The organism is Hominifimenecus sp. rT4P-3 (assembly GCF_051055405.1).
Taxonomy (GTDB): Bacteria; Bacillota; Clostridia; order Lachnospirales; family Lachnospiraceae; genus Pseudolachnospira.
The window spans coordinates 1,828,746-1,849,585 of record NZ_CP167068.1 but is presented as its reverse complement, the minus strand read 5'-3'; the positions used below and the strand labels follow the sequence as shown (position 1 = coordinate 1,849,585).

Below are 20,840 nucleotides of genomic sequence, written 5' to 3'. Positions count from 1 at the left end.
TGACATGCCGCCTATCGTTTTATTTTTGGCGTTTTTTGTGTTTCTGCTGTTGGCGCTTCCGATCTCTTTGTCGATGGCGGTTACCGCTGTCTTGCCAGGTATTCTGGATCCCAGCTTTTCAGCGGGCAGCGCGGTGATCTTGCGATCTATGATCAGTGGAGTGAATAGTTTTCCGATGCTGGCGATTCCCATGTTTATGTTGTCCGGCGTTATCATGGCGAGAGGGGAAATCTCGAAAAAGCTATTCGATGTGTTTACCTATTTTGCTGGAAATCTGACAGCGGGAGTGCCTTGTATTGTGATTGTAACTTGTCTCTTCTACGGAGCGATTTCTGGCTCTTCCCCAGCAACCGTTGCGGCAGTTGGGAGTATGACTATTCCGGTAATGCTGAATCTCGGCTATGAAAAGAGTTTTTCTGTTGCAGTGATCGCCGTGGCGGGAGGGCTGGGGTGTATCATACCGCCCAGTATTCCTTTTGTTCTCTACTGTTCGGCGGCAGGAACCTCGGTCAGCGATATGTTTTTAGCGGGTATCGTTCCGGGATTCGTCATTGCAGGGTGTTTGATGGTTTATTGTATCTATTACTGTCGGAAAAATGGTGAGGATAAAGAGCGGATTCATGCGGCAGTAGGGGAGTTACGAAAAAAAGGCTTTTGGTTTGTCTTTAAGGATAGTTTTTGGGCGCTTTTGACGCCGGTAATTATCCTGGGAAGTATTTATGGAGGCATTGCCTCACCGACGGAGGCCGCTACAATTTCTGTTTTTTATGCCTTGTTTGTAGGCGTCTTTGTTTATCGGACGATTCCGGTACGTGATATTCCAAAGCTCTTTCTGGAAGCACTGCGTTCCATTGGCCCGATTCTGTTTGTGCTGGCGGCGGCTACGGCCTTTGGAAGGGTGATCGCGCTGATGAATGTGCCTCAGATTTTCAGCGATTGGATTACTGGAACGTTCCAAAGCAAATGGGCAATCATGTTGATTATCAATTTGTTCCTGCTTTTCGTCGGAATGGTGATGGATGCCGCGCCGGCAATTCTGATTCTGACGCCGATTTTAGCTCCGATCATGCAGGTGATTGGCGTGGATTTAGTACACTTTGGCATTATTTTGGTTGTGAACCTGGCAGTGGGCTTTGTCACTCCGCCGGTAGGAATCAATCTATTTGTAGCAAGCGGTTTGACTGGAATGCCGGTGGTAGAAATTGCAAGACATGCAGTTCCTTTTATTCTGCTGTTTATGCTTGCGTTAATTCTTATTGTGGTGTTCCCTCAATTCAGTTTGTGCTTGCTCTAAAAAAGGATGTTCCCTTTCATTGACAAAGGCGAGTATGCCCGCGTTAAGGGAAGGTATATATCGCTTCACAAAAAATAGTTGTAAAAAGGAGAAAACGTATGAAAAGAATGAGTGCAGCAATCTTGGCAATGGTAATGATGCTGGCTGTGGTTTCTTGCGGAAGCGGTACTTCCGCAGACACTACAGCAGCAAAGGCGGAAAGTGTTTCTGCATCCGCCCAGGAAAGCGGAGAAGTATCACAGGCGGAAAATTCGGAAGGCGAGTCCTATCATTTTATTTACGCAGCGGACTGTGCGGAGGATACCGTACAAGGTCTCATGATTAAGCATTTTGCAGAGCAGTTGGAAGAACGGTCCGGAGGAAGAATGACAGTACAGCTGCATTTTAGTGGTTCGATGGGAAGCGATATTGAATGCTGTGAATCTTGTCAGAGCGGAGATATTACGTTTTATAACAGCGCTGTCAGCACTACTTCCAATTTTATTGACGATGTGACGGCGATCGACCTTCCATTTTTGTATTCGAATGTAAATGTATATCGAAAGGCCATGGACAACGAAACAGTAAATAAATATTTTGCCCAATGCTACGAAGACAATGGCTTCCACCTTTTGGGGTTCTATGACCAGGGAATGCGCCAAACCACGAGCAATGTGGAGATTCATTCGGTACAGGATTTAAGCGGCTTAAAAATTCGTGTTATGGATAATGCCTTCCATGTTTCTATTTGGAAAGCTTTGGGAGCGAATCCTACTCCGATGGCAATGTCGGAAGTTTACATTGGATTGCAGCAGGGAACCATTGACGCGCAGGAAAATGGGGTGGAAGTCGTCTATGCCAATAAGGTTTATGAACAGCAAAAATATATGGTTATGACCAATCATCTGCCTTCTTCTATGGTATTTCTGATGAACCAAGGGGTATATCAGTCGCTTTCCGCAGAGGATCAGAAGTTGATCGACGAGGTAGGCGTTGAGACCATTCAGTATGCCCGGAATGTTTGTGATGAGCGTCAGGAGGGCAGAAAAGAACTGATGTCGGAGACCGGAATTCAGTTTGTTGAGCTGGAACAGTCTGTTCTGGAAGAGATGAAAGCGATGTGCCAGGCTGTGTATGATTCGGTCCGTGCTGAATATGGCAACGAGATCGTAGACATGTTAATGAAAGCGGTAGAAAACGCAGAATAAGCCGGTAAAATGGTGTGTACCCGGCATCCGGCAAAATTTCAAGGAAAAGCGGTACGTTATCTTGCCAGCCCCCGTTTTTCGGGGGCTTATTTTTGACAACAAAAAAGCCAGAACCCACGATTTTCCGTGCTTTCTGGCGATCAGCTTCCTGCCGGATTCGAACCGGCGACCTACGCATTACGAATGCGTCGCTCTACCAGCTGAGCCAAGGAAGCCTGTTTCAAAATTCGAATTGAATTTTGGTCACGATAATCATGTTACATGATTCCCTAAGATTTGTCAACCATTTTTTCAGAAAAAGCAATTTTCCACCTAAAAATAAAATTTGGAGGGCCCGGCTGATTCCGTGACCTCTTTTTTTTCACCGCATACACTGGATTATACTCGTGATAAGGAGGAATTATATGGAACCCGTATTAGAGCTGCGCCGGGTTGGGTACTCCTACCACAGCCTGGACGGCGAAACGGAAACGCTTCAAAACATTAGCTTTTCCATACAGCCTGGAGAATTCATTGCCATTGTTGGGCCCTCTGGGTGTGGAAAATCGACGCTGCTCTCCCTGATTTGCGGCCTGATCAAGCCGGAACAGGGAGAGATTTTGATAAATGGTGCTCAAATCGGATATATGCTTCAGAAAGACCATTTGCTGGAATGGCGGACGGTTTACCGAAATGCAGTGTTAGGATTGGAAATGGCGCATCAGTTGAACGACAAAAGTGAGGCGCGGGTACGAACCATGCTGGAAACCTATGGCCTAGCTGACTTCTCCGATTCCTATCCATCGTCTCTTTCTGGAGGAATGCGCCAAAGAGCGGCGTTAATTCGGACTTTAGCTTTGGAACCGGAGCTGCTTTTATTAGATGAACCCTTTTCCGCGCTAGATTACCAGACTAGGCTGGAGGTGGGAGACGATATTGGCTCCATCATCCGAAAGGAAGGAAAAACAGCCATCTTAGTGACCCACGATTTATCGGAAGCCATCAGCTTGGGGAGCCGGGTGATTATTTTATCTCACCGGCCTGCCCGGATTAAAAAAATTCTGCCTATTTCCTTTTCGGCAGAGGCGGATGGAGTCCATCTTTCTCCGCTGGAACGTCGGAATGCACCAGAATTTTCTTCCTATTTCCAGCAGATTTGGAAGGAGGTACGGGAGCATGGATAAATTGTCTGCTGCCCAGCAGCAGTTTTTAAGCGACGCGGCGCGCCACAAAAGAAATATTCGTATTGGACGTTCGCTGATCCTAGTTCTTCTTTTGGTTCTTTGGGAGGGAAGTGTTCGTCTAGGATGGCTGAATGACTTTATTTTTAGCAGTCCCTGCCGCTTGGTTTCGACCTTTGGAACCATGGCGTCGGATGGGAGTATTTTTATGCACATTGGAATTACGCTGGCGGAAACGATAATTAGCTTTCTGCTGGTAACGGTTCTCAGTTTGCTGATTGCAATGGTATTGTGGAAATGCACCTTGGCGGCGGAGATATTAGAGCCATATCTGGTGATGCTGAACAGTTTGCCCAAATCCGCTTTAGCGCCAGTTCTGATCGTTTGGCTTGGCAACAATATGAAGACAATCATTGTGGCAGCCGTTTCTATTGCTGTCTTTGGATCAATTATTACCTTGCTGACCGGTTTCAAGGAGGTAGACGAAGATAAGATTAAGTTGATTCTTTCGTTAGGCGGAAGCAATCGAGATGTTATGACAAAGGTGATGATTCCAAGTTCTGTGGCGCTTTTAGTCAGTACGATGAAGGTCAATATTGGCCTTTGCCTAGTAGGTGTGATTATCGGCGAATTCCTGGCTGCCCGTGCAGGATTGGGATATCTCATTATCTATGGTTCCCAGGTATTTAAGATGGATTATGTAATCCTTTCGATTGTAATCCTCTGCATTGTATCTGCGCTTTTGTATAAAGGTATCAGTATATTAGAAAAACGTTTCGGATAAAAGGGAGGAGGAGCTGCTTCAAAGGTAGATTTGGAGCAGCTCCTTTGCTTTTGGCTTTCAAATGAGATACGCAGCATCAAAATCTGTGGAACTCCTCGTTTTACGAGATGATTTGTTTGATATAAGATAAAAATTCATTTCCTTCGGGAGAAAGAGGAACATCCTCTTTCCAGCTTAATTGAATTTGGGCGTATTGTTCAAATCCTTTCAGAGGAACGCTTGTTACGGCAGGAAATTTCTTTAAATGCGATAGGTAAACAGAAGTAACAATTCCTACCGAAGTCCCTTCATCTAAGAAGAAAAATTTCAGATAAGGGCGTGTTGTTGAGAACGCTATCTTAGGAGAAAAACCCGCCTCCAAACAAAAAGAGTAAGCCGGTTCTAAATGAAAATCCCCCGCGCTGCATAGAAAGCAAAAGGAATCATTGCGCAGGTCATACAAATGAATGCTTTCCTTTTGTGCCAAGGGATGTTTTTTGGGCAGGACGGCATAATAAGAAATCGTCTCTAACGGAAGAGAGCGGTGCGGAAAACCAAGGGAGGTCGTATTTTTATGGATAATAAAATCGCAGTTGGAAATCGGCAGATTGATCGAAGAATCTCTCACTGTATTGGAAATTTGGAATGTAGTTTCCGAATGAGAGGATGAAAACTCTGCGATTGCTTTCATAAGCGTTGGACTGTAAATATAGTGAAACATGGATATCGTGCGCTGTCTCAAGGCGGTACGGGAATTCGTTTTACTTCGAGAAATCAAATCCAGGATCTTTTTTACGTTGGCCAGAAGAGATTTTCCCTGTTCATTCAAATATATTTTTCGCCCTACCCGATCAAAGAGCGTAATCCCCAATTCTTTTTCTAATCGAATAATCGAGTTGCTTAAGGCAGGCTGAGAAATCATGAGTTCCAATGCGGCTTTTGATACATTTTCATGGCGTGCCACACACTCAAAGTATTGCAATTGTAAAATTTCCATAAGAAGATGTTCCTTTCCGTTTGAAATTTATTATAAAAGAAAAAAGTCGAAAAATCAATATTTTTCTGGAAATTGTGGAGGGATTAATGAGAATAGAGAGAAAATAAGCAATACACATAAGAGGATAAATAAATTAGTCAGAAAATATAGGGGGGGGGGTATACAATTAGGGATCATAAGATGGAGCGGATAAAAGCGAACGCTCCGGTCAAACAGAGAATTGTATGTGAAACAGAAGAAAAAATGACATATTCAATGAATGTTATAAGTGAATATTGTATCTAGTCTTATCTTTTTGAATAAGAATCTGTTAAAATAACAGTGTCAATTTTATAATAGACAGAAAAATTCAAGGGAGAGGAGAAAAAAGCAAGATGACTAGGTATGTAATAAAAAGAATTCTTGCAATGATACCGGTGGCATTGGGAGTGACAATATTGATTTTTACGATGCTCTATTTTGCCGATGGAGATCCCGCTCGGATTATCTTGGGCGGAGAGGCTTCGGATGAAGAGGTCTATGAATTGCGAGAGGACTTGGGCTTGAACGATTCTTACGTTACTCGTCTGGGGCGCTATATCAAGCAGGTCTTTTTCGACTTTGATCTGGGCACTTCCTATATCAATAAAAGGAGCGTATCCAGTGAAATTGTAACGAGATTTCCGGTAACCATGCAGGTGGCTGTTTTGAGCGTTATGCTGGCGCTGTTGCTTGGGATGCCGCTGGGGATTTCCGCTGCCGTTCACCAATACAGTTGGCGGGACAATGCGTGTATGCTGTCGTCTTTGATTGTGGTATCTATGCCAGGGTTCTGGGTGGGGTTATTGCTTTCATTGATTTTTGCATTGAATCTGCGATGGCTTCCCGCCTCCGGGTATGGGGATCCCATTCAGTTGATTTTGCCCTGTGTGGCAATTGGGCTGAATGGCGTAGGCTCCATTGCTAGGCAGACCAGATCCAGTATGCTGGAAGTTATCCGTCAGGATTATATTGTAACGGCGCGGGCAAAGGGGGTTGCAGAGCAAAAGGTTATTTATGTGCACGCCTTGCGAAACGCATTGATTCCGGTAATTACGCAGGTCGGCACAATGTTGGGATTCCAGCTTTGCGGCGCGATCGTCGCGGAATCCGTATTCTCTTTACCAGGATTGGGCAGCTATATGATTTCGGCAATTAAGAATCGGGACTATCCGGCTGTACAGGGAAGCGTTCTTTATGTGGCGTTGGTATTTGGCGTAATCATGCTTCTGATTGATATCCTATACGCTTTTGTAGATCCGCGAATCAAAGCCAGATATCAAGGGAAAAAGAGGAACAGGAGGATAGCGCTGTGGAAAAAGTAAACGAAAAACAGACAAAAAAGAAGAAAGAAAGCGGTTTTGTTATTACCATGAAGCGGCTTTCCCGAAACCGCCTGGCAATGGTGGGATTGGTAATTTTGATTGTAATTACTTTAGCCGCTGTTTTTGCTCCCTTGCTCACGAAATATTCTTATGAGACGCAGGATTGGGCAGCCGCCTTTTCTGCTCCCAGCAAGGAACACTGGCTGGGAACCGATGATTTGGGGCGGGATATTTTTAGCCGTTTGTTGTATGGAGCACGCTATTCTCTCACCATTGGAATTGCTTCCGTTGGCTCCGCAGCTGTCATCGGAATTGCGCTGGGCTCTTTGGCCGGCTATTACGGTGGAAAGCTGGATATGATCTTGATGCGTATAACCGATATTTTCCAGGCGATTCCTAGTATGCTTTTGGCCATTGCGATTTCTGCCGCCTTGGGGCCTGGTTTTTCAAAATGTATTATTGCGATTGCCATTGCGCGAATTCCAGGCTTTGCACGAATGACCAGAGCTTCTTTCCTAAACGTCTTGGGAACCGATTATATTGAAGCGGCGAAATCCATTAATGCAAAAGATTGGTTTATTATTGTCCGCCATGTATTGCCCAATGCCATGTCTCCGATTATTGTTTTAGCGACTATGGGAGTAGCCACGGCGATTCTGGTAGCGGCGTCTCTTAGTTTCATCGGATTGGGCGTGCAGCCGCCGGAGCCGGAGTGGGGAGCAATCCTGTCGTCTGGCAGGAGCTATATTCGGGACTGTTGGTGGATGGTAACTTTTCCGGGAGTGGCGATTATGCTGACCACTTTATCGTTAAATCTTTTGGGCGACGGTCTTCGTGATGCGTTGGATCCCCGTTTAAAGAAGTAAGGAGGAGAGCGGTATGAAGACAGAGAAAGAATGGCCTTTGCTGGAAGTGAAAGATCTCGCTGTGGAATACCATGCGGGAGGTGAAATCGTTCAGGCAGTCAATGGTGTTTCTTTTACCTTGAATAAGGGAGAAACCCTGGGATTAGTTGGCGAGACGGGAGCAGGAAAAACAACAATTGCCCGCTCTATTTTGAAAATCTTACCCGATCCGCCGGCGAAAGTAAAAGGCGGAGAGATTTATCTGGACGGGAAGAACCTTTTCGCTTTGTCAGAGCCCGCCATGCGAAAAATCCGTGGAAAACAGATTTCTATGATTTTCCAGGATCCCATGACAGCGTTGAATCCTATATTTACCGTTGGCGAGCAGATCGCGGAGGTAATCAAGCTTCATGAAAAAGTATCGCGCCGCAAAGCGGGAGAAATGGCAAGGAAGATGCTGGAGATGGTTGGAATTCCGGAAGACCGTTTTTCGGAATACCCGCATCAGTTTTCCGGAGGAATGAAGCAGAGAGTTGTTATTGCGATGGCCCTGGCCTGCAATCCGCAGTTGTTGTTGGCCGACGAGCCGACGACGGCTTTGGATGTTACGATTCAGGCGCAGGTGCTGGATATGATGCAGAAATTGAAAAAAGAACTGCAGACGTCCATGATTATGATTACCCATGATTTGGGGATCGTCGCAGAAGTCTGTGATCGGGTGGCCATTGTGTATGCGGGAGAAATTGTGGAGATGGGAACCGCCTGGGATATTTTTCAGGATGCCCGCCATCCCTATACGGAAGGCCTGTTTGGCTCTCTTCCCAGTTTGACTGGGGAGGAAAAGCGCCTGCATCCCATTCCGGGAATGACGCCGAATCCGGCGGCGCTGCCGGAGGGATGTAAGTTTGCGCCCCGTTGTCCCTATGCCACGGATGCCTGTAAAAAGGAGCAGATCTTAGACATGGAGGTTTCTCCAGGACATCGAGTGCGTTGTAACCGGTGTGGAAAGAAGGAGGGATGATACATTGGCTATTTTGGAAATCCAGCACTTAAAAAAATATTTTGAGACGCCGCGAGGACTTCTGCACGCGGTGGACGACGTTAGCTTTCGCCTGGAAGCAGGAAAAACATTGGGGGTAGTCGGAGAATCTGGTTGTGGAAAATCGACGCTGGGGAGAACGATTCTGCAGTTAATTGATAGCACGGATGGAAAGATCTTGTTTGAAGGAAACGATATCACTCATGCCAAAGGAAAAACTTTGCGTGAGGCTAGAGAAAATATGCAGATTATTTTCCAGGATCCCTTTTCTTCCCTGGATCCAAGAATGACGGTCAGTGAAACCATTCGGGAACCTTTGAAGCTTTCCAAACGTTATACGAAAGAAGAAGTGGAAAGCCGGACGGAACGACTGATGGAAACGGTCGGATTGGCTGAAAGGCTAAGAAATTCTTATCCTCATGAACTGGACGGAGGACGAAGGCAGAGGATTGGAATTGCCAGAGCGCTGGCGCTAAATCCCAAGCTGATTGTCTGCGACGAACCAGTATCCGCGCTGGATGTCTCGATCCAGGCGCAAATTTTGAATTTGATGCAGGATCTTCAAGAGGAAAGAAAGTTGACCTATATTTTTATTACTCACGATCTTTCCGTCGTTCGTTATATTTCTGATGAAATTTGTGTGATGTATTTGGGGCAAGTGGTGGAGAAAAGCCCGGCCAAGGAACTGTTTGTGCGTCCTATGCATCCTTACACAAAAGCATTGCTTTCTGCGATTCCGATTCCGGACATTACAGCAAAGCGTGAACGGATCCTGCTGAAAGGGGAAGTTACTTCACCGGTGGATCCCAAACCAGGCTGCCGATTTGCGGCTCGTTGTCCCCATGCGGTGGAAGCGTGTCATCAGCCCCAGGTATTGGCAGAGGTAGAGAATCAACATTTCGTGGCTTGCGGACGAGTTCATGAAATGTTGGAATAAAAAAGGAGGATAAATTATGAAATGGATGAAAAAAGCGTTGGCATGTCTTTTGGCGGCCAGCATGGCAGTGTCCCTTGTCTCCTGCGGAGGAGACACGAAAGAGACGGTAGGTAAGACAGAAAGTGGCGATCCTAAGACCACAGAGGGAGCGACGCCGGAGAAAGTAGATTCTGTTGCAGCGGATAAAATTATTGTGGAAATCACAGCGGATCCCGGCGATATGAATCCCTGGAACCAAAATTCGGTTTCCATGCTGCGTGTCCGGGAGGTATGCTATGAAACCTTGGCGAAACCGGTAGGAGCAGAGATCGTTCCCTGTTTGGCGGAGAGCTGGGATTGGCTGGATGAGACCCATTTGCAGCTGAATCTTCGGAAAGGCGTCAAATTTCACAACGGGGATGAAATGAAAGCGGAAGATTGCTTATTTAGTCTTGAGTCCGCCAAAGATTCCCCTGGATTTGCCCGAAATGTAAAAAATATTTTGTTCGATCAGTGTGAAATAAAAGATGATTACACGCTTGTTCTGGCGTATTCCGGGCCGAGTATCTTTTATATGAATGATTTAGTCCGCGTTGCTATTACCAGCAAAGCCGCTTATGAAGCGGATCCGGATCAAATGACGGGAAAACCCATTGGAACGGGCCCTTATCAATTGACGGATTGGGTATTGGGCAGCAGCCTGACCTTTGAAAAGTTCGATGGTTACTGGGATGAAGGAGAGCAGAATGTAGATACGATCGTATATCGGGTGATTACAGAAGCTACCCAGAGAACCATTGAGTTGGAGACTGGCGGAGTGGATTTCCTATACGACGTTCCCAGCAGCGACTTGGAGCGTTTAGAGGCGAATGAAGGCTTTGTTCTGGATTCCGCTTCGACAACTCGAACTGCAGCATTGTATTTTAACTGCTCTGAAAATTCCGTGTGTCAGGACGCAAATCTGAGAAAAGCAATTTGTTATGCGATCGATACGGAGGCTGTGGCGGCGGTTGGCTATCGCGGCTATGGAGAACCGGCGTATAGTACGATTACTCCGGATAATGATGAGTGGTCGGAGTCTTTGAAACAGGATGGAGTTTTGTATGCCCACGATGTAGAGAAGGCAAAAGAATATTTGGCTGCAGCCGGATATGCAGACGGTGTCACGATTAATTTGATTGTAGATGAAGATGCACAGCGAAACGCGGCAGTATTGGTCGTTCAGTCGTGTCTGGCGGAAGTGGGAATTACCATGAATATTGTTTCCTATGAGAGCGCGGTATTCCAGACAACGCTTCTGGATGAAAAAGGCGGTTGGGATATTCTGATCAACAACTTTAAAGCGGACGGTACGATTATGATTTTGTTTAACAATCAGTTTGACAACCGTTCCGGCGATCGGACGTTTATCCACAATGAGGAGATGCAGGCGTTGGTGGAAGAGGGCGTGAAGTATGGAGATCCCGAAGTATTGGAAAAACTGCTGAAGATGTTTGAGGAAGATTTGATTCCGATGTACTGCATGGTAAACATGAAAGAGTACTATGCTTACAAAAAGGGAATTGAAAACTTTACGGTAAATCGTTCCACAGTAAAGCCGGGAGGCTTTGTATACACCGAAGAGTTTAAAAAATAGCAGGATTCGGCAGCTATCTGTATAAGCTTGTAAGCACGTTTTAAACCGAGTGGTATGAGAGGCCACCGTGATACTCTTTTCATGGTGGCCTTTATTTTTTAACGCTTTTTTCCTGAAATAGAAGGAAAAACGCTTGTTTTGAGATAGAAGAAGGAGGTATTTTATGGCATTATTAGTTGCAAAAACAGAGACCGGATGGGTAGAGGGTTTGCCGGCGGCAAATCAGGCGGTCAGTATATTTCGGGGGATTCCCTTTGCGGCGCCCCCCGTTGGGGAGCTTCGCTGGAGAGCGCCAAAACCGGCGGAGCCCTGGGAAGGGGTGCGTCAGTGCTACAAATTTGCCAATATAGGCATGCAGAGCGGGCGCGTATCGGAAGGCGGAGGAATCATTGGAAGCGAATTTTATGTGGGAAATTATCAGCGCAGCGAGGATTGCCTTTATTTAAATGTCTGGACTCCGGCGAAAACTCCGGAGGATAAGCTTCCCGTTGTAGTTTATATCCATGGCGGCGGATACAATTCGGGATATAGTTATCTCAATGCGTATGACGGAGAGGCATATGCAAAGAGAAATGTGATTTTTGTCACGATTGCCTATCGATTAGCTGTTTTTGGCTTTTTGGCGCATCCGGAACTTTCCGCGGAATCTGGAGAGGGTTCCGGGGCCTATGGGCTTCGCGATCAGCTTGCGGCGATTCAGTGGGTAAAACGAAACATTGCTGCTTTTGGCGGCGATCCGGAATGCATTACTTTGTCGGGTCAGTCCGGCGGGGCTGCCGGTACGGAATACATGTGCGCCTCTCCTTTGTCAAAAGGTTTATTCCAGAGAGCGATTATGCAGTCCGGCGGCGGATTTCGGCCGGTGTTCTCCTATTGGGGAACTTCACCGGAGCGCTCACAGGAATTGGGACAGCGATTTTTCCAGTATATGGGCTATTCCTCCTTGGCGGAGGCGCGTGCTGCGTCGGCGGAGGAACTGCAGAACGGCTATGAAGCGTTTGCTGCGATTCCGCTGGTGGATGAGTCCATGGAGAAAATCGGAATTGGTGGTAAAGTGTATCCGCGCTTTACGCCCAATGTGGACGGCTTTGTGCTGCCTCAGTCCCCCCTCCAGCAATTTATAGAAGGGAAGCACCCGGAAATCGATTATCTGTTGGGCTCTACACAGGGAGAGGGAGAGCGGACCATGGTGGCAAATTTGGCATGGGCTGAAAATGAACTTCAATTGGGGAGAAAGCCAAGTTACCTATATCATTTTACCTATGTTCCTCCGGGAGCGGAATCGGCTCACCATTCGGTGGAACACCATTATGTTTTCCAGACATTGGTTCGTTCCCAAAGGCCATACAATGGATTTGATTTTGAGTTGTCCAATGAGTTGGCGGAACGGTGGGCAAATTTTGCAAAATGCGGGAATCCCAATGGGGAAGGTTTTGCTGAGTGGTCCCCTTATACGGAAGAAAAGCGGGAAATGCTGATGATTGCAGAACAACGCCACATGGAGGCGTTAGCGTTGACCGATGAACAAAAGAGAAAGGTGGAGCAGCTTCGGCGAAATGAGATCCCTTATGCGCTGCAGTAAGCGTATAGATGGAAAAATGGAGTAGATTATGATTAATTTTACAGCAACCATACTAGTAGCGGCGATAGGCGCTGTGATTGCAAAAAAGTTGCATTTTCCAGCGCCGGGAATGATCGGAGGCATTTTAGCCGTAATGCTTTTGAATGCCTTTACGGATCGAGGATTTTTTCCCTCGGAGCTTTCCTTTTATGTCCGTCTATTGGCCGGTATTTATATTGGATCGGGAATTCGTCTACAGGATCTGAAGGCGCTGCGCCATTCTGTCTGGGGAGCGTTGGTTGCGCTGATTGGGATGCTTACTTTTGGCATGTTTATCGGATTTGTTTTGGCACAGACAACATCGTTAGACTTTGCTACCTGCTTTTTGGGAACAGCTCCGGGCGGAACGCAAGAAATGACGCTTTTGGCTATGGATGTGGGAGGAGATCCCGCCAAGGTAGCGGCTATGCAGGTGATGCGTTTTACTTTTGCGGTTGCTGGACTCCCTTTTATTATCCGGTATGTTTGCAAAAAAGTTGGCGGTGAGACGATTGATCCAAGGGCAGGGAAAGGCACGAAAGGAAGAAAGGTGGCAAAGACGGCGGAAAACAGCAGCCCTCAGCGTTTCCTTTTGATTCTGGTCTGCGCGTTTTGCGCAGCAAAATTGTTTGTGTGGATCGGCGTTCCGGCAGCTACCATGGTGGGTCCGATGCTTTCTACGTGCATACTGGCGACTTTGGGGTACACGATCTCTTTACCTTCGGCTTTTGTGTTCGTCGTCCAGACTTTGGCAGGGGCTTATGTGGGGTCAGGCGTTGGCTTGGCGGAAATGCAGGAGATGCGTTTGATTTTGATACCAGCAATTGGAATGCTGTTTATGATGGTGGCAACAAATCTATTTATGGGAATGGCAATGGTAAAAATTTCCAAAGTGGATATTAAGACGGCAATGTATGCCTGTGCGCCTGGTGGTTTGAGCGATATGATTATGGTATCCGCCGACGTGGGAGCCGATACTGCCGTGGTGACTGCCATTCATATCCTGCGTTTATTGATGGTGATTTCTCTTTATCCAACAGTAATAGTGGTAGTACAGAATTGGTTTGTTTAGTGCAGCTTTTGGGAAAACGCTAGGAAATACTTGCAATCGAAAGAAAAGTTTGTTATACTTTTGTCAGCAGTCCAAAATATATGGACGTGACAATTAGCGTACTGACCCTCGAAGGTTCGTCCTGAGAGAAAAGGCGGAAACAAAAGCAGCATAGACAGAGGCCGTTGCTGGGACGACCTGGCTGTCTCCTTTTGGAGCGCCGGGGTTTCCGGTAACGGCTTTTTTATTCTATAGGAAATTCCGCCCCCATTTCCTATAGAATAAAAAAGCGCTCCGCTAAAGATGCACACGAGCGCGAAAGGAGGAAGCGATGGAGACAAGAATCGCATTGGTTGGGATTATGGTGGAAGAATTGTCTTCGACAGGAAAGCTAAATGAGATTCTACACCAGTATGGAGATTACATATTGGGCCGGATGGGGATTCCCCATCGGGAAAGGGGCGTCTCGATTATCAGCGTAGCGGTAGAAGCGCCGGCGCCGGTGATCAGCGCTTTGTCTGGAAAAATCGGCATGTTGCCAGGGGTACAGACCAAAACCATTTATTCCGCCAGACATTTTCAGTGCGCAGTAGATGACGAGGAGGATACGAAATGAAAAAAGCAGTAGCATTTTGCCTGGCATTGACCATGGCGGCAGGTCTCCTTACCGGCTGCGGCAGCGGCAAAGAGGCGACTGGAGCGGCGGAGACAGGCTCGAAAACAACAACGGCTGTCACCACGGAAGCAACTACCACAGCGGCGGAGACTACGACGGCAGCAGCTACGGAAGCGACGACTGCGGCAGAAACTACAGCGGCGGCCATTGCTCCGGAAGATGCCGTTGTACGCATTGGTTCCTTGAAAGGACCCACCTCCATGGGGCTGGTTTCTATGATGCAGAACAACCCGGATATGTATTTCCAGATGGAGACCGCCGCGGATGCGCTGACGGCCGCGATCGTAAAGGGAGATTTGGATATTGCCCTGGTACCGGCCAACATAGCGGCGATTTTGTACAATAAAAACACGAATATTTCGGTGATTGATATTAACACCCTTAGCGTGCTTTATGTGGTGGCAAAAGATAATTCTATCCAGTCCATCCAGGATTTAAAAGGAAAGACCATTTATCTGACAGGAAAAGGAACCACGCCGGACTATGTGTTCCAGTACTTGCTGAAAGCCAATGGCCTTAGCGTCGAGGATGTTAAAATGGAATATAAGTCGGAAGCCACCGAGGTAGTATCCATGTTGGCTCAGGATGATTCCGCTATCGGATTGCTTCCTCAGCCTTTTGTGACGGTTGCTTGTTCCCAGACGGAAGGCCTGAACGTGGTTTTGGATTTGGGAAAAGAGTGGGAAACAGCTCAGAAAGAGAGTGAAATGCCGAGTTCTCTGGTAACTGGCGTTACGATTGTACGCAACGCGTTTTTGGAAGAACATCCGGACGTTGTGATTCGTTTTATGGAGGAGCACGAGAAGTCCGCGGCTTATACCAATGAAAATCCGGCGGAGGCGGCTGAGATGATCGCAGCCCTCGGCATTGTGGCAAAAGCGCCAGTGGCAGAGAAAGCCATTCCGAAGTGCGGTATCACCTATCTGGACGGCATGGATATGATTCAGGCGCTGGCAGGTTATTTACAAGCCCTCTATGAAGAAAATCCGGCGGCGGTTGGCGGCGAAGCGCCCAGCACGGAAATGTATGCGTCAGGTCTTCGGTAAGAGAAAGGAATGTGGATGAAGAAAAGCCTGAAAAAAATTTTCATCCTGCTATTTTGGCTGGCTGTCTGGCAGGCGGCCAGCCTTTTGATTGCGAATTCCCTGATTTTTGCCGGTCCCATCCAGGTGATAGAATCCCTCGTTCGGCTGCTGCCAACGTTGGAGTTCTGGAAAACGATTTTCCTTTCCTTGGCAAAGATTGGCGGTGGATTTTTGCTGGCGATGGTGGGAGGGAGCCTGATCGGAGGTCTGTCTTACCGGTTTCCTTTTTTGGGAGAACTGTTGTCGCCGATGATTTCTCTGTTGAAAACAGTGCCGGTAGCATCCTTCGTCATCCTGGCTTTGATCTGGATCGGTTCCTCGGAACTGTCGGTTTTGGTTGTCTTTGTGGTGGCCTTTCCGGTCATTGCGCTGAATGTTCAGGCAGGGCTAAAAAATACGGACTGGCAGCTGATCGAGATGGCGAACGTCTTCCGGATTCGGGGGTGGAAACGGTTTTGGTATTTTTACCGTCCGGCATCAGCCCCTTTTTTGGTAAATGCGTGCCGGTTGGCGGTGGGGATGAGCTGGAAAGCAGGCGTGGCGGCGGAAGTGATCGGCGTTCCTGCTTTTTCTATCGGAGAGCAGCTTTATCAGGCGAAGATTTATCTGGAAACGGCGGACTTGTTTGCATGGACGGCGGTGGTTCTGATTTTAAGCTATCTGTGCGAAAAGCTGGTGCTGGCTGCGGTCCAGAAAATCGTTTTTTGACGGATTGCATTGTTTTGGGGAACGCATACCTTTCAGTTGAAGGTACTTTCTGTGACAAGGGCGGATACGGTAAGGGAGAAAGGATACGGGATGATTCGTATAGAGCAGCTGGAAAAGAAATATGATGGAAAAGTGATCCTGAAAAATTTCACCTGGGAATTTTCAACAGGCTGCTGGTGCTTGATGGGGCCTTCTGGCGTGGGGAAAACTACCTTGCTGCGGCTGTTATGCGGTTTGGAAAAGCCGGATAGCGGGCGGATTCTGATTCCGGATGGAATCCGTTTTGGCATGGTCTTTCAGGAAGATCGCCTCTGCGAAGGGCTTTCCGCAATTCAAAACCTGCAGTTGGTCTGTGCAAAGCGGCAGGCGGAGGAATTATTAGAGGAGATTCTACCCAGGGATAGCTTGAATCAGCCGGTGCAGGAACTTTCTGGGGGGATGCGCCGAAGAATTGCCGTTGCCAGAGCGGTGGCGTCGGATGCGGAAGCGCTTTTGATGGATGAACCTTTTACCGGGCTGGATGAGGAAACGAAAGGCCGGGTGATTGACTTTGTGCTGCGCCATCGGCGGGAGCGCTTGTTGATCCTGGTCACTCATCAGGCGGAAGATGCCGCTGCTCTGGGCGCGAAAATCCTTTTGATGGAACGGAAAGCTTAGCATGGGTGCGGGCGCTTTTTCTGCTTGCTTTTTTTGTCGGAATGTGATAGCATAGAAAGAAATTTTTTTGAAATAATGAGGTGGGTACCATGAGTGAGAAACTAAGAGTTGGCATTTTGGGCGCAACCGGTATGGTTGGCCAGCGTTTTATTACGCTGCTGGCGGATCATCCCTGGTTTGAGATTGTGTCGCTGGCGGCCAGTCCTCGTTCCGCAGGAAAGACTTACGAGGAAGCGATCGGAGGCCGTTGGAAACTGGATATTCCGATGCCGGAAAAAGTGAAAAAGTTGATTGTGCGGAATGTCAACGAGGTGGAAGCCGTCGCAGCGGAAGTGGATATGGTTTTCAGCGCTGTGGATATGACCAAAGACGAGATCCGCGCCATCGAGGAGGCCTATGCGAAGACGGAGACTCCCGTTGTTTCCAACAACAGCGCGCATCGCTGGACTCCGGACGTACCGATGGTCGTGCCGGAGATCAATCCGGGACATCTGGATGTGCTGCCGTTCCAGAAAAAGCGTCTGGGTACAGAAAAGGGATTCATCGTTGTGAAGCCGAACTGTTCGATTCAAAGCTATACGCCGATGCTGCACGCGCTGAAGGAGTTTGAGCCGAAGGTAGTTGTAGCTACTACATATCAGGCGATTTCCGGCGCAGGAAAGACCTTTGAAGATTGGCCGGAGATTGTGGACAATGTGATTCCCTATATCGGCGGGGAGGAAGCAAAGAGCGAGCAGGAGCCGCTGCGTCTGTGGGGTAAAATTGAAAACGGAGTGATCGTAAAAGCCGAGTCTCCGATTATTACTTCCCAGTGCCTGCGTGTGCCGGTCAGCAACGGTCATACGGCGGCGGTGTTTATGTCCTTTGAGAAGAAGCCGACGAAGGAAGAGATCTTAGATCGGTGGGCGAATTTTAAAGGGCTGCCCCAGGAACTGGAACTGCCCAGCGCGCCGAAGCAGTTTATCCACTATTTTGAGGAGGACGATCGTCCGCAGGCAAGATTGGATCGGGATATCGAAGGCGGCATGGCTGTTTTTGCCGGACGTCTGCGCGAAGATATTGTTTATGACTATAAATTTGTGGGCTTGTCACACAATACGCTTCGCGGCGCAGCGGGCGGCGCTGTTCTGATTGCGGAGCTTTTAAAAGCACAGGGATATATCACGAAAAAATGACAAAAAAGTTATACATTGCCGAGAAACCCAGCGTTGCGCAGGAGTTTGCCAAGGCACTGAAATTAAATATGGCTCGTAAGGACGGGTATTTAGAGAGCGACGAGGCGGTCGTTACCTGGTGTGTCGGCCACTTGATTACCATGAGCTATCCCGATGCCTACGATCCAATGCTGAAAAGGTGGAGTCTGGAAACTCTGCCTTTTTTGCCTGAGGAATTTAAGTATGAGGTGATTGCTTCTGTCAGCAAGCAGTTCCGGATTGTAAAAGGACTTTTAAATCGGAAAGATATCGACACGATTTATGTCTGTACGGATTCCGGGCGGGAGGGAGAGTATATTTACCGGCTGGTAGAGCAGATGGCGGAGGTAAAGGGGAAGGCCCGAAAGCGGGTTTGGATCGATTCCCAGACAGAGGAAGAGATTCTTCGTGGAATTCGGGAGGCCAAGGACCTTGCGGACTATGACAATCTGGCTGCCTCCGCCTATCTGCGGGCCAAGGAAGATTATTTGATGGGGATCAATTTTTCCCGGTTGCTGACCGTGAAATATGGAAATACCATTTCCAGTTTTTTGAAAAAAGACCGGACGGTCCTTTCGGTAGGCCGTGTGATGACCTGCGTCCTGGGAATGGTAGTGCGCCGGGAACGGGAAATCCGGAACTTTGTCAAAACCCCCTTTTACCGGGTGCTGGCAAAGATAGACGCAAGCGGACATCCTTTTGAGGCGGAGTGGAGAGCGGTAGAGAATAGCCGCCATTTTCAGAAGCCCTATCTCTACAAAGACAATGGATTTAAGGAGCGGGAGAGAGCGGAAGGGCTCATCGCGGAACTATCTCAGCCGGAACCAATAACCATGACGCTCCAAAAGATCGAGAAGAAGACGGAGAAAAAAAATCCGCCTCTTTTATTCAACCTGGCGGAGCTGCAAAACGTCTGTTCCAAAGCGCTGAAGCTAAGTCCAGACGAGACCCTAAAGATTGTGCAGGAACTTTATGAGAAAAAACTGGTGACATATCCTCGTACCGACGCCCGCGTGCTGTCCACCGCGATCGCAAAGGAGATTGGGAAGAATATTTCTGGCTTAAAGGCGATTCCGGGAGTTCGGGGCTTTGCCGAAGAAATTTTGGAGCAGGGACTTCACAAGGGGATTGGAAAGTCTCGTTATACCAATGATAAGCAGATTACCGACCACTATGCGATTATTCCCACCGGCCAGGGTGTGGGCGGTCTTGGGAAATTGACGCCGACTGCGGTCAAGGTTTACGAGATGGTGGTGAGGCGGTTTCTCAGTATCTTTTTCCCGCCTGCCGTCTATCTGAAATATAAGCTGGAGCTGGTGCGGCAGGACGAGCATTTCTTCGCCGGATTTCGAGTTTTAACCGACGAAGGGTACATGAAAGTTTCCGGAATTTATAACACAAAGAAAAAAGGGGAAAAGGAAAATTCGGAGGGGAAAGAGGAAAGCGAAGAAGACACGGATATTAAGAATGATCCGGAGTTTCTCCGCATTCTTTCCGAGATGAAAAAGGGAGAGATCTTTCCGGTAAACGAGCTGTTTGTAAAAGAAGGAGAGACCTCGCCGCCTAAGCGGTATACCTCCGGCTCGATGATCCTGGCGATGGAAAACGCCGGACAGCTGATCGAGGACGAGGAACTGCGGGCCCAGATTAAAAGCAGCGGGATCGGGACTTCCGCAACTCGTGCGGAAATCCTGAAAAAGCTGGTGACCATTAAGTACTTGGCGCTGGCGAAGAAAACACAGGTGATTACGCCGACCTTGCTTGGCGAGGTGGTATTTGATACGGTAAATTGTTCCATCCGTTCCCTGTTAAATCCGGAACTGACCGCCAGCTGGGAAAAGGGCTTAAACCTGGTGGCTGAGGGGACGATCACCGAAGACGAATATATGAAAAAACTGGAAGATTTTATCAAGCGGAGAACTGCCGCGGTTCTTGAGACCAATCGGAGTTCTCAGATCTTCGGGGCTTACCAAGAGGTAGAAGGCTTCTATAAAAAATAGGTTTCATGGTGGATTCTATCCCGGTCGATCTCATCCAACCGATGAGGTGTGGAAGGTTCCTGGGGTACTCCCACGGAGAGAATCGCCTCCAAGACATAGAAGTCCGGTACGGAAAGGACTTCGCGGCAGAATTCTTCTGTGGTTTTTCCGTTTTCCGCTTCCCGGAGGCGTCCCTGAATCCAGCAGCTGCCGAGCCCCAAACTGTCCGCCATCAGGTGCATGTTGCTCATGGCGATGGAGCAGTCTTCCTCCCAGACGTCGGTTTTTCTAGGATCAGCGAATACAAGAATCGCGCATCCGGCATGTTCCAGCATCTTGGCAGAGCCGACGCGGCAATGGGAAAGCTTTTGCAGGGTTTCCTTTTCCTGCACCACCACAAATTCCCAGGGTCTCCGATTTCTGCTGGAAGGGGATAAAAGCCCGGCCTGTAAAATTTTTTCTAGTTTTTCGGCGGGGATTTTTTCGCCGGTATACTGCCGGACGCTTCTTCTGGCCAGTAATAGATCGATGAATTCCATAAACAGTCCTCCTGATAGCGTTTTCTTTCATTTTACACGGGGTGGGCGTTACCTGCAAGGACTTTCCTGAGGCGGCCGCGCTCGGCGCGAGAATTTCGCAGAGCGAAAGTCTTTCTTGCAATCTTGCTTAAAATGCGGTAAGATGGAAAAAATTCGGATTGTAGAAGCCGAT

The 20,840-nt window shown here is 48.0% G+C and carries 19 protein-coding genes and 1 tRNA gene; 17 read left to right on the top strand and 3 right to left on the bottom strand.

Annotated elements, in window-relative coordinates:
* Positions 1 to 4: 4 nt before the first annotated feature.
* Positions 5 to 1,294 (top strand): TRAP transporter large permease, encoded by a 1,290-nt coding sequence (locus ACCC71_RS08555; RefSeq protein WP_434309213.1) that lies wholly within the window; start codon positions 5 to 7, stop codon positions 1,292 to 1,294.
* A gap of 98 nt (positions 1,295 to 1,392) precedes the next feature.
* On the top strand, positions 1,393 to 2,481 hold the full coding sequence (locus tag ACCC71_RS08550; protein WP_434309212.1) for a TRAP transporter substrate-binding protein: 1,089 nt from the start codon (positions 1,393 to 1,395) through the stop codon (positions 2,479 to 2,481).
* 142 nt (positions 2,482 to 2,623) lie between these two features.
* Here the strand turns inward: ACCC71_RS08550 and ACCC71_RS08545 are convergent.
* Positions 2,624 to 2,696 (bottom strand) — tRNA-Thr (locus ACCC71_RS08545).
* A 189-nt stretch (positions 2,697 to 2,885) separates the two neighbouring features.
* Between ACCC71_RS08545 and ACCC71_RS08540 the strand changes: the two genes are divergently transcribed.
* Together ACCC71_RS08540 and ACCC71_RS08535 are read left to right on the top strand one after the other, a co-directional pair.
* Positions 2,886 to 3,644: an ABC transporter ATP-binding protein gene (locus tag ACCC71_RS08540; RefSeq protein WP_434309211.1), complete on the top strand. Its 759-nt coding sequence runs from the start codon at positions 2,886 to 2,888 to the stop codon at positions 3,642 to 3,644.
* The gene (locus ACCC71_RS08535) at positions 3,637 to 4,425 is read left to right on the top strand and encodes an ABC transporter permease (protein ID WP_434309210.1); all 789 of its coding nucleotides are present in this window, start codon (positions 3,637 to 3,639) and stop codon (positions 4,423 to 4,425) included. The genes ACCC71_RS08540 and ACCC71_RS08535 overlap by 8 nt, the downstream gene beginning before the upstream one ends.
* Before the next feature lie 100 nt (positions 4,426 to 4,525).
* Here the strand turns inward: ACCC71_RS08535 and ACCC71_RS08530 are convergent, their stop codons facing one another.
* Positions 4,526 to 5,401 (bottom strand): LysR family transcriptional regulator, encoded by an 876-nt coding sequence (locus ACCC71_RS08530; RefSeq protein ID WP_434309209.1) that lies wholly within the window; start codon positions 5,399 to 5,401, stop codon positions 4,526 to 4,528.
* A gap of 374 nt (positions 5,402 to 5,775) precedes the next feature.
* Here ACCC71_RS08530 and ACCC71_RS08525 point away from each other — a divergent pair, with 374 nt between their 5' ends.
* The 13 genes from ACCC71_RS08525 (at position 5,776) to ACCC71_RS08465 (ending at position 20,150) form a co-directional block, all read left to right on the top strand.
* A complete protein-coding gene (locus ACCC71_RS08525; protein WP_434309208.1) occupies positions 5,776 to 6,744 on the top strand; it encodes an ABC transporter permease in 969 nt (322 codons plus the stop codon).
* Positions 6,745 to 6,791: 47 nt separating this feature from the next.
* Positions 6,792 to 7,610, top strand: a complete 819-nt coding sequence (locus ACCC71_RS08520; protein ID WP_434311828.1) for an ABC transporter permease — start codon at positions 6,792 to 6,794, stop codon at positions 7,608 to 7,610.
* A 13-nt stretch (positions 7,611 to 7,623) separates the two neighbouring features.
* Entirely contained in the window at positions 7,624 to 8,610 is a 987-nt protein-coding gene (locus ACCC71_RS08515) for an ABC transporter ATP-binding protein (RefSeq protein ID WP_434309207.1), read from the top strand.
* A 4-nt stretch (positions 8,611 to 8,614) separates the two neighbouring features.
* Positions 8,615 to 9,565, top strand: a complete 951-nt coding sequence (locus ACCC71_RS08510) for an ABC transporter ATP-binding protein (protein WP_434309206.1) — start codon at positions 8,615 to 8,617, stop codon at positions 9,563 to 9,565.
* Between the two features lie 16 nt (positions 9,566 to 9,581).
* A complete protein-coding gene (locus ACCC71_RS08505; RefSeq protein ID WP_434309205.1) occupies positions 9,582 to 11,180 on the top strand; it encodes an ABC transporter substrate-binding protein in 1,599 nt (532 codons plus the stop codon).
* A 163-nt stretch (positions 11,181 to 11,343) separates the two neighbouring features.
* Positions 11,344 to 12,762, top strand: coding sequence for a carboxylesterase/lipase family protein (locus tag ACCC71_RS08500; RefSeq protein WP_434309204.1), 1,419 nt, complete (start codon positions 11,344 to 11,346; stop codon positions 12,760 to 12,762).
* 28 nt (positions 12,763 to 12,790) lie between these two features.
* Positions 12,791 to 13,852 carry an AbrB family transcriptional regulator gene (locus tag ACCC71_RS08495; protein WP_434309203.1) on the top strand — a complete coding sequence of 354 codons (1,062 nt, stop codon included), beginning with the start codon at positions 12,791 to 12,793 and terminating at the stop codon, positions 13,850 to 13,852.
* Positions 13,853 to 14,162: 310 nt separating this feature from the next.
* Positions 14,163 to 14,447 (top strand): TM1266 family iron-only hydrogenase system putative regulator, encoded by a 285-nt coding sequence (locus ACCC71_RS08490; protein ID WP_434309202.1) that lies wholly within the window; start codon positions 14,163 to 14,165, stop codon positions 14,445 to 14,447.
* Complete coding sequence (locus tag ACCC71_RS08485; RefSeq protein WP_434309201.1) at positions 14,444 to 15,553, top strand: ABC transporter substrate-binding protein; 1,110 nt, start codon at positions 14,444 to 14,446, stop codon at positions 15,551 to 15,553. The genes ACCC71_RS08490 and ACCC71_RS08485 overlap by 4 nt, the downstream gene beginning before the upstream one ends.
* Before the next feature lie 9 nt (positions 15,554 to 15,562).
* Positions 15,563 to 16,300 (top strand): ABC transporter permease, encoded by a 738-nt coding sequence (locus tag ACCC71_RS08480; protein ID WP_434309200.1) that lies wholly within the window; start codon positions 15,563 to 15,565, stop codon positions 16,298 to 16,300.
* 90 nt (positions 16,301 to 16,390) lie between these two features.
* Positions 16,391 to 16,957 carry an ATP-binding cassette domain-containing protein gene (locus tag ACCC71_RS08475; protein ID WP_434309199.1) on the top strand — a complete coding sequence of 189 codons (567 nt, stop codon included), beginning with the start codon at positions 16,391 to 16,393 and terminating at the stop codon, positions 16,955 to 16,957.
* An 89-nt stretch (positions 16,958 to 17,046) separates the two neighbouring features.
* The gene (gene asd, locus ACCC71_RS08470; protein WP_434309198.1) at positions 17,047 to 18,132 is read left to right on the top strand and encodes an aspartate-semialdehyde dehydrogenase; all 1,086 of its coding nucleotides are present in this window, start codon (positions 17,047 to 17,049) and stop codon (positions 18,130 to 18,132) included.
* The gene (locus tag ACCC71_RS08465; RefSeq protein ID WP_434309197.1) at positions 18,129 to 20,150 is read left to right on the top strand and encodes a DNA topoisomerase; all 2,022 of its coding nucleotides are present in this window, start codon (positions 18,129 to 18,131) and stop codon (positions 20,148 to 20,150) included. The genes asd and ACCC71_RS08465 overlap by 4 nt, the downstream gene beginning before the upstream one ends.
* Here ACCC71_RS08465 and ACCC71_RS08460 read toward each other — a convergent pair.
* Positions 20,138 to 20,668: a nitroreductase family protein gene (locus ACCC71_RS08460; RefSeq protein WP_434309196.1), complete on the bottom strand. Its 531-nt coding sequence runs from the start codon at positions 20,666 to 20,668 to the stop codon at positions 20,138 to 20,140. The genes ACCC71_RS08465 and ACCC71_RS08460 overlap by 13 nt on opposite strands.
* Between the last annotated feature and the right edge of the window lie 172 nt (positions 20,669 to 20,840).

Coding starts and splice junctions, on each gene's coding strand:
- ACCC71_RS08555 (WP_434309213.1), top strand. CDS start 5: ATGCCGCCTATCGTTTTATTTTTGGCGTTTTTTGTGTTTCTGCTGTTG.
- ACCC71_RS08550 (WP_434309212.1), top strand. CDS start 1,393: ATGAAAAGAATGAGTGCAGCAATCTTGGCAATGGTAATGATGCTGGCT.
- ACCC71_RS08540 (WP_434309211.1), top strand. CDS start 2,886: ATGGAACCCGTATTAGAGCTGCGCCGGGTTGGGTACTCCTACCACAGC.
- ACCC71_RS08535 (WP_434309210.1), top strand. CDS start 3,637: ATGGATAAATTGTCTGCTGCCCAGCAGCAGTTTTTAAGCGACGCGGCG.
- ACCC71_RS08530 (WP_434309209.1), bottom strand. CDS start 5,401: ATGGAAATTTTACAATTGCAATACTTTGAGTGTGTGGCACGCCATGAA.
- ACCC71_RS08525 (WP_434309208.1), top strand. CDS start 5,776: ATGACTAGGTATGTAATAAAAAGAATTCTTGCAATGATACCGGTGGCA.
- ACCC71_RS08520 (WP_434311828.1), top strand. CDS start 6,792: ATGAAGCGGCTTTCCCGAAACCGCCTGGCAATGGTGGGATTGGTAATT.
- ACCC71_RS08515 (WP_434309207.1), top strand. CDS start 7,624: ATGAAGACAGAGAAAGAATGGCCTTTGCTGGAAGTGAAAGATCTCGCT.
- ACCC71_RS08505 (WP_434309205.1), top strand. CDS start 9,582: ATGAAATGGATGAAAAAAGCGTTGGCATGTCTTTTGGCGGCCAGCATG.
- ACCC71_RS08500 (WP_434309204.1), top strand. CDS start 11,344: ATGGCATTATTAGTTGCAAAAACAGAGACCGGATGGGTAGAGGGTTTG.
- ACCC71_RS08495 (WP_434309203.1), top strand. CDS start 12,791: ATGATTAATTTTACAGCAACCATACTAGTAGCGGCGATAGGCGCTGTG.
- ACCC71_RS08490 (WP_434309202.1), top strand. CDS start 14,163: ATGGAGACAAGAATCGCATTGGTTGGGATTATGGTGGAAGAATTGTCT.
- ACCC71_RS08485 (WP_434309201.1), top strand. CDS start 14,444: ATGAAAAAAGCAGTAGCATTTTGCCTGGCATTGACCATGGCGGCAGGT.
- ACCC71_RS08480 (WP_434309200.1), top strand. CDS start 15,563: ATGTGGATGAAGAAAAGCCTGAAAAAAATTTTCATCCTGCTATTTTGG.
- ACCC71_RS08475 (WP_434309199.1), top strand. CDS start 16,391: ATGATTCGTATAGAGCAGCTGGAAAAGAAATATGATGGAAAAGTGATC.
- asd (WP_434309198.1), top strand. CDS start 17,047: ATGAGTGAGAAACTAAGAGTTGGCATTTTGGGCGCAACCGGTATGGTT.
- ACCC71_RS08465 (WP_434309197.1), top strand. CDS start 18,129: ATGACAAAAAAGTTATACATTGCCGAGAAACCCAGCGTTGCGCAGGAG.
- ACCC71_RS08460 (WP_434309196.1), bottom strand. CDS start 20,668: ATGGAATTCATCGATCTATTACTGGCCAGAAGAAGCGTCCGGCAGTAT.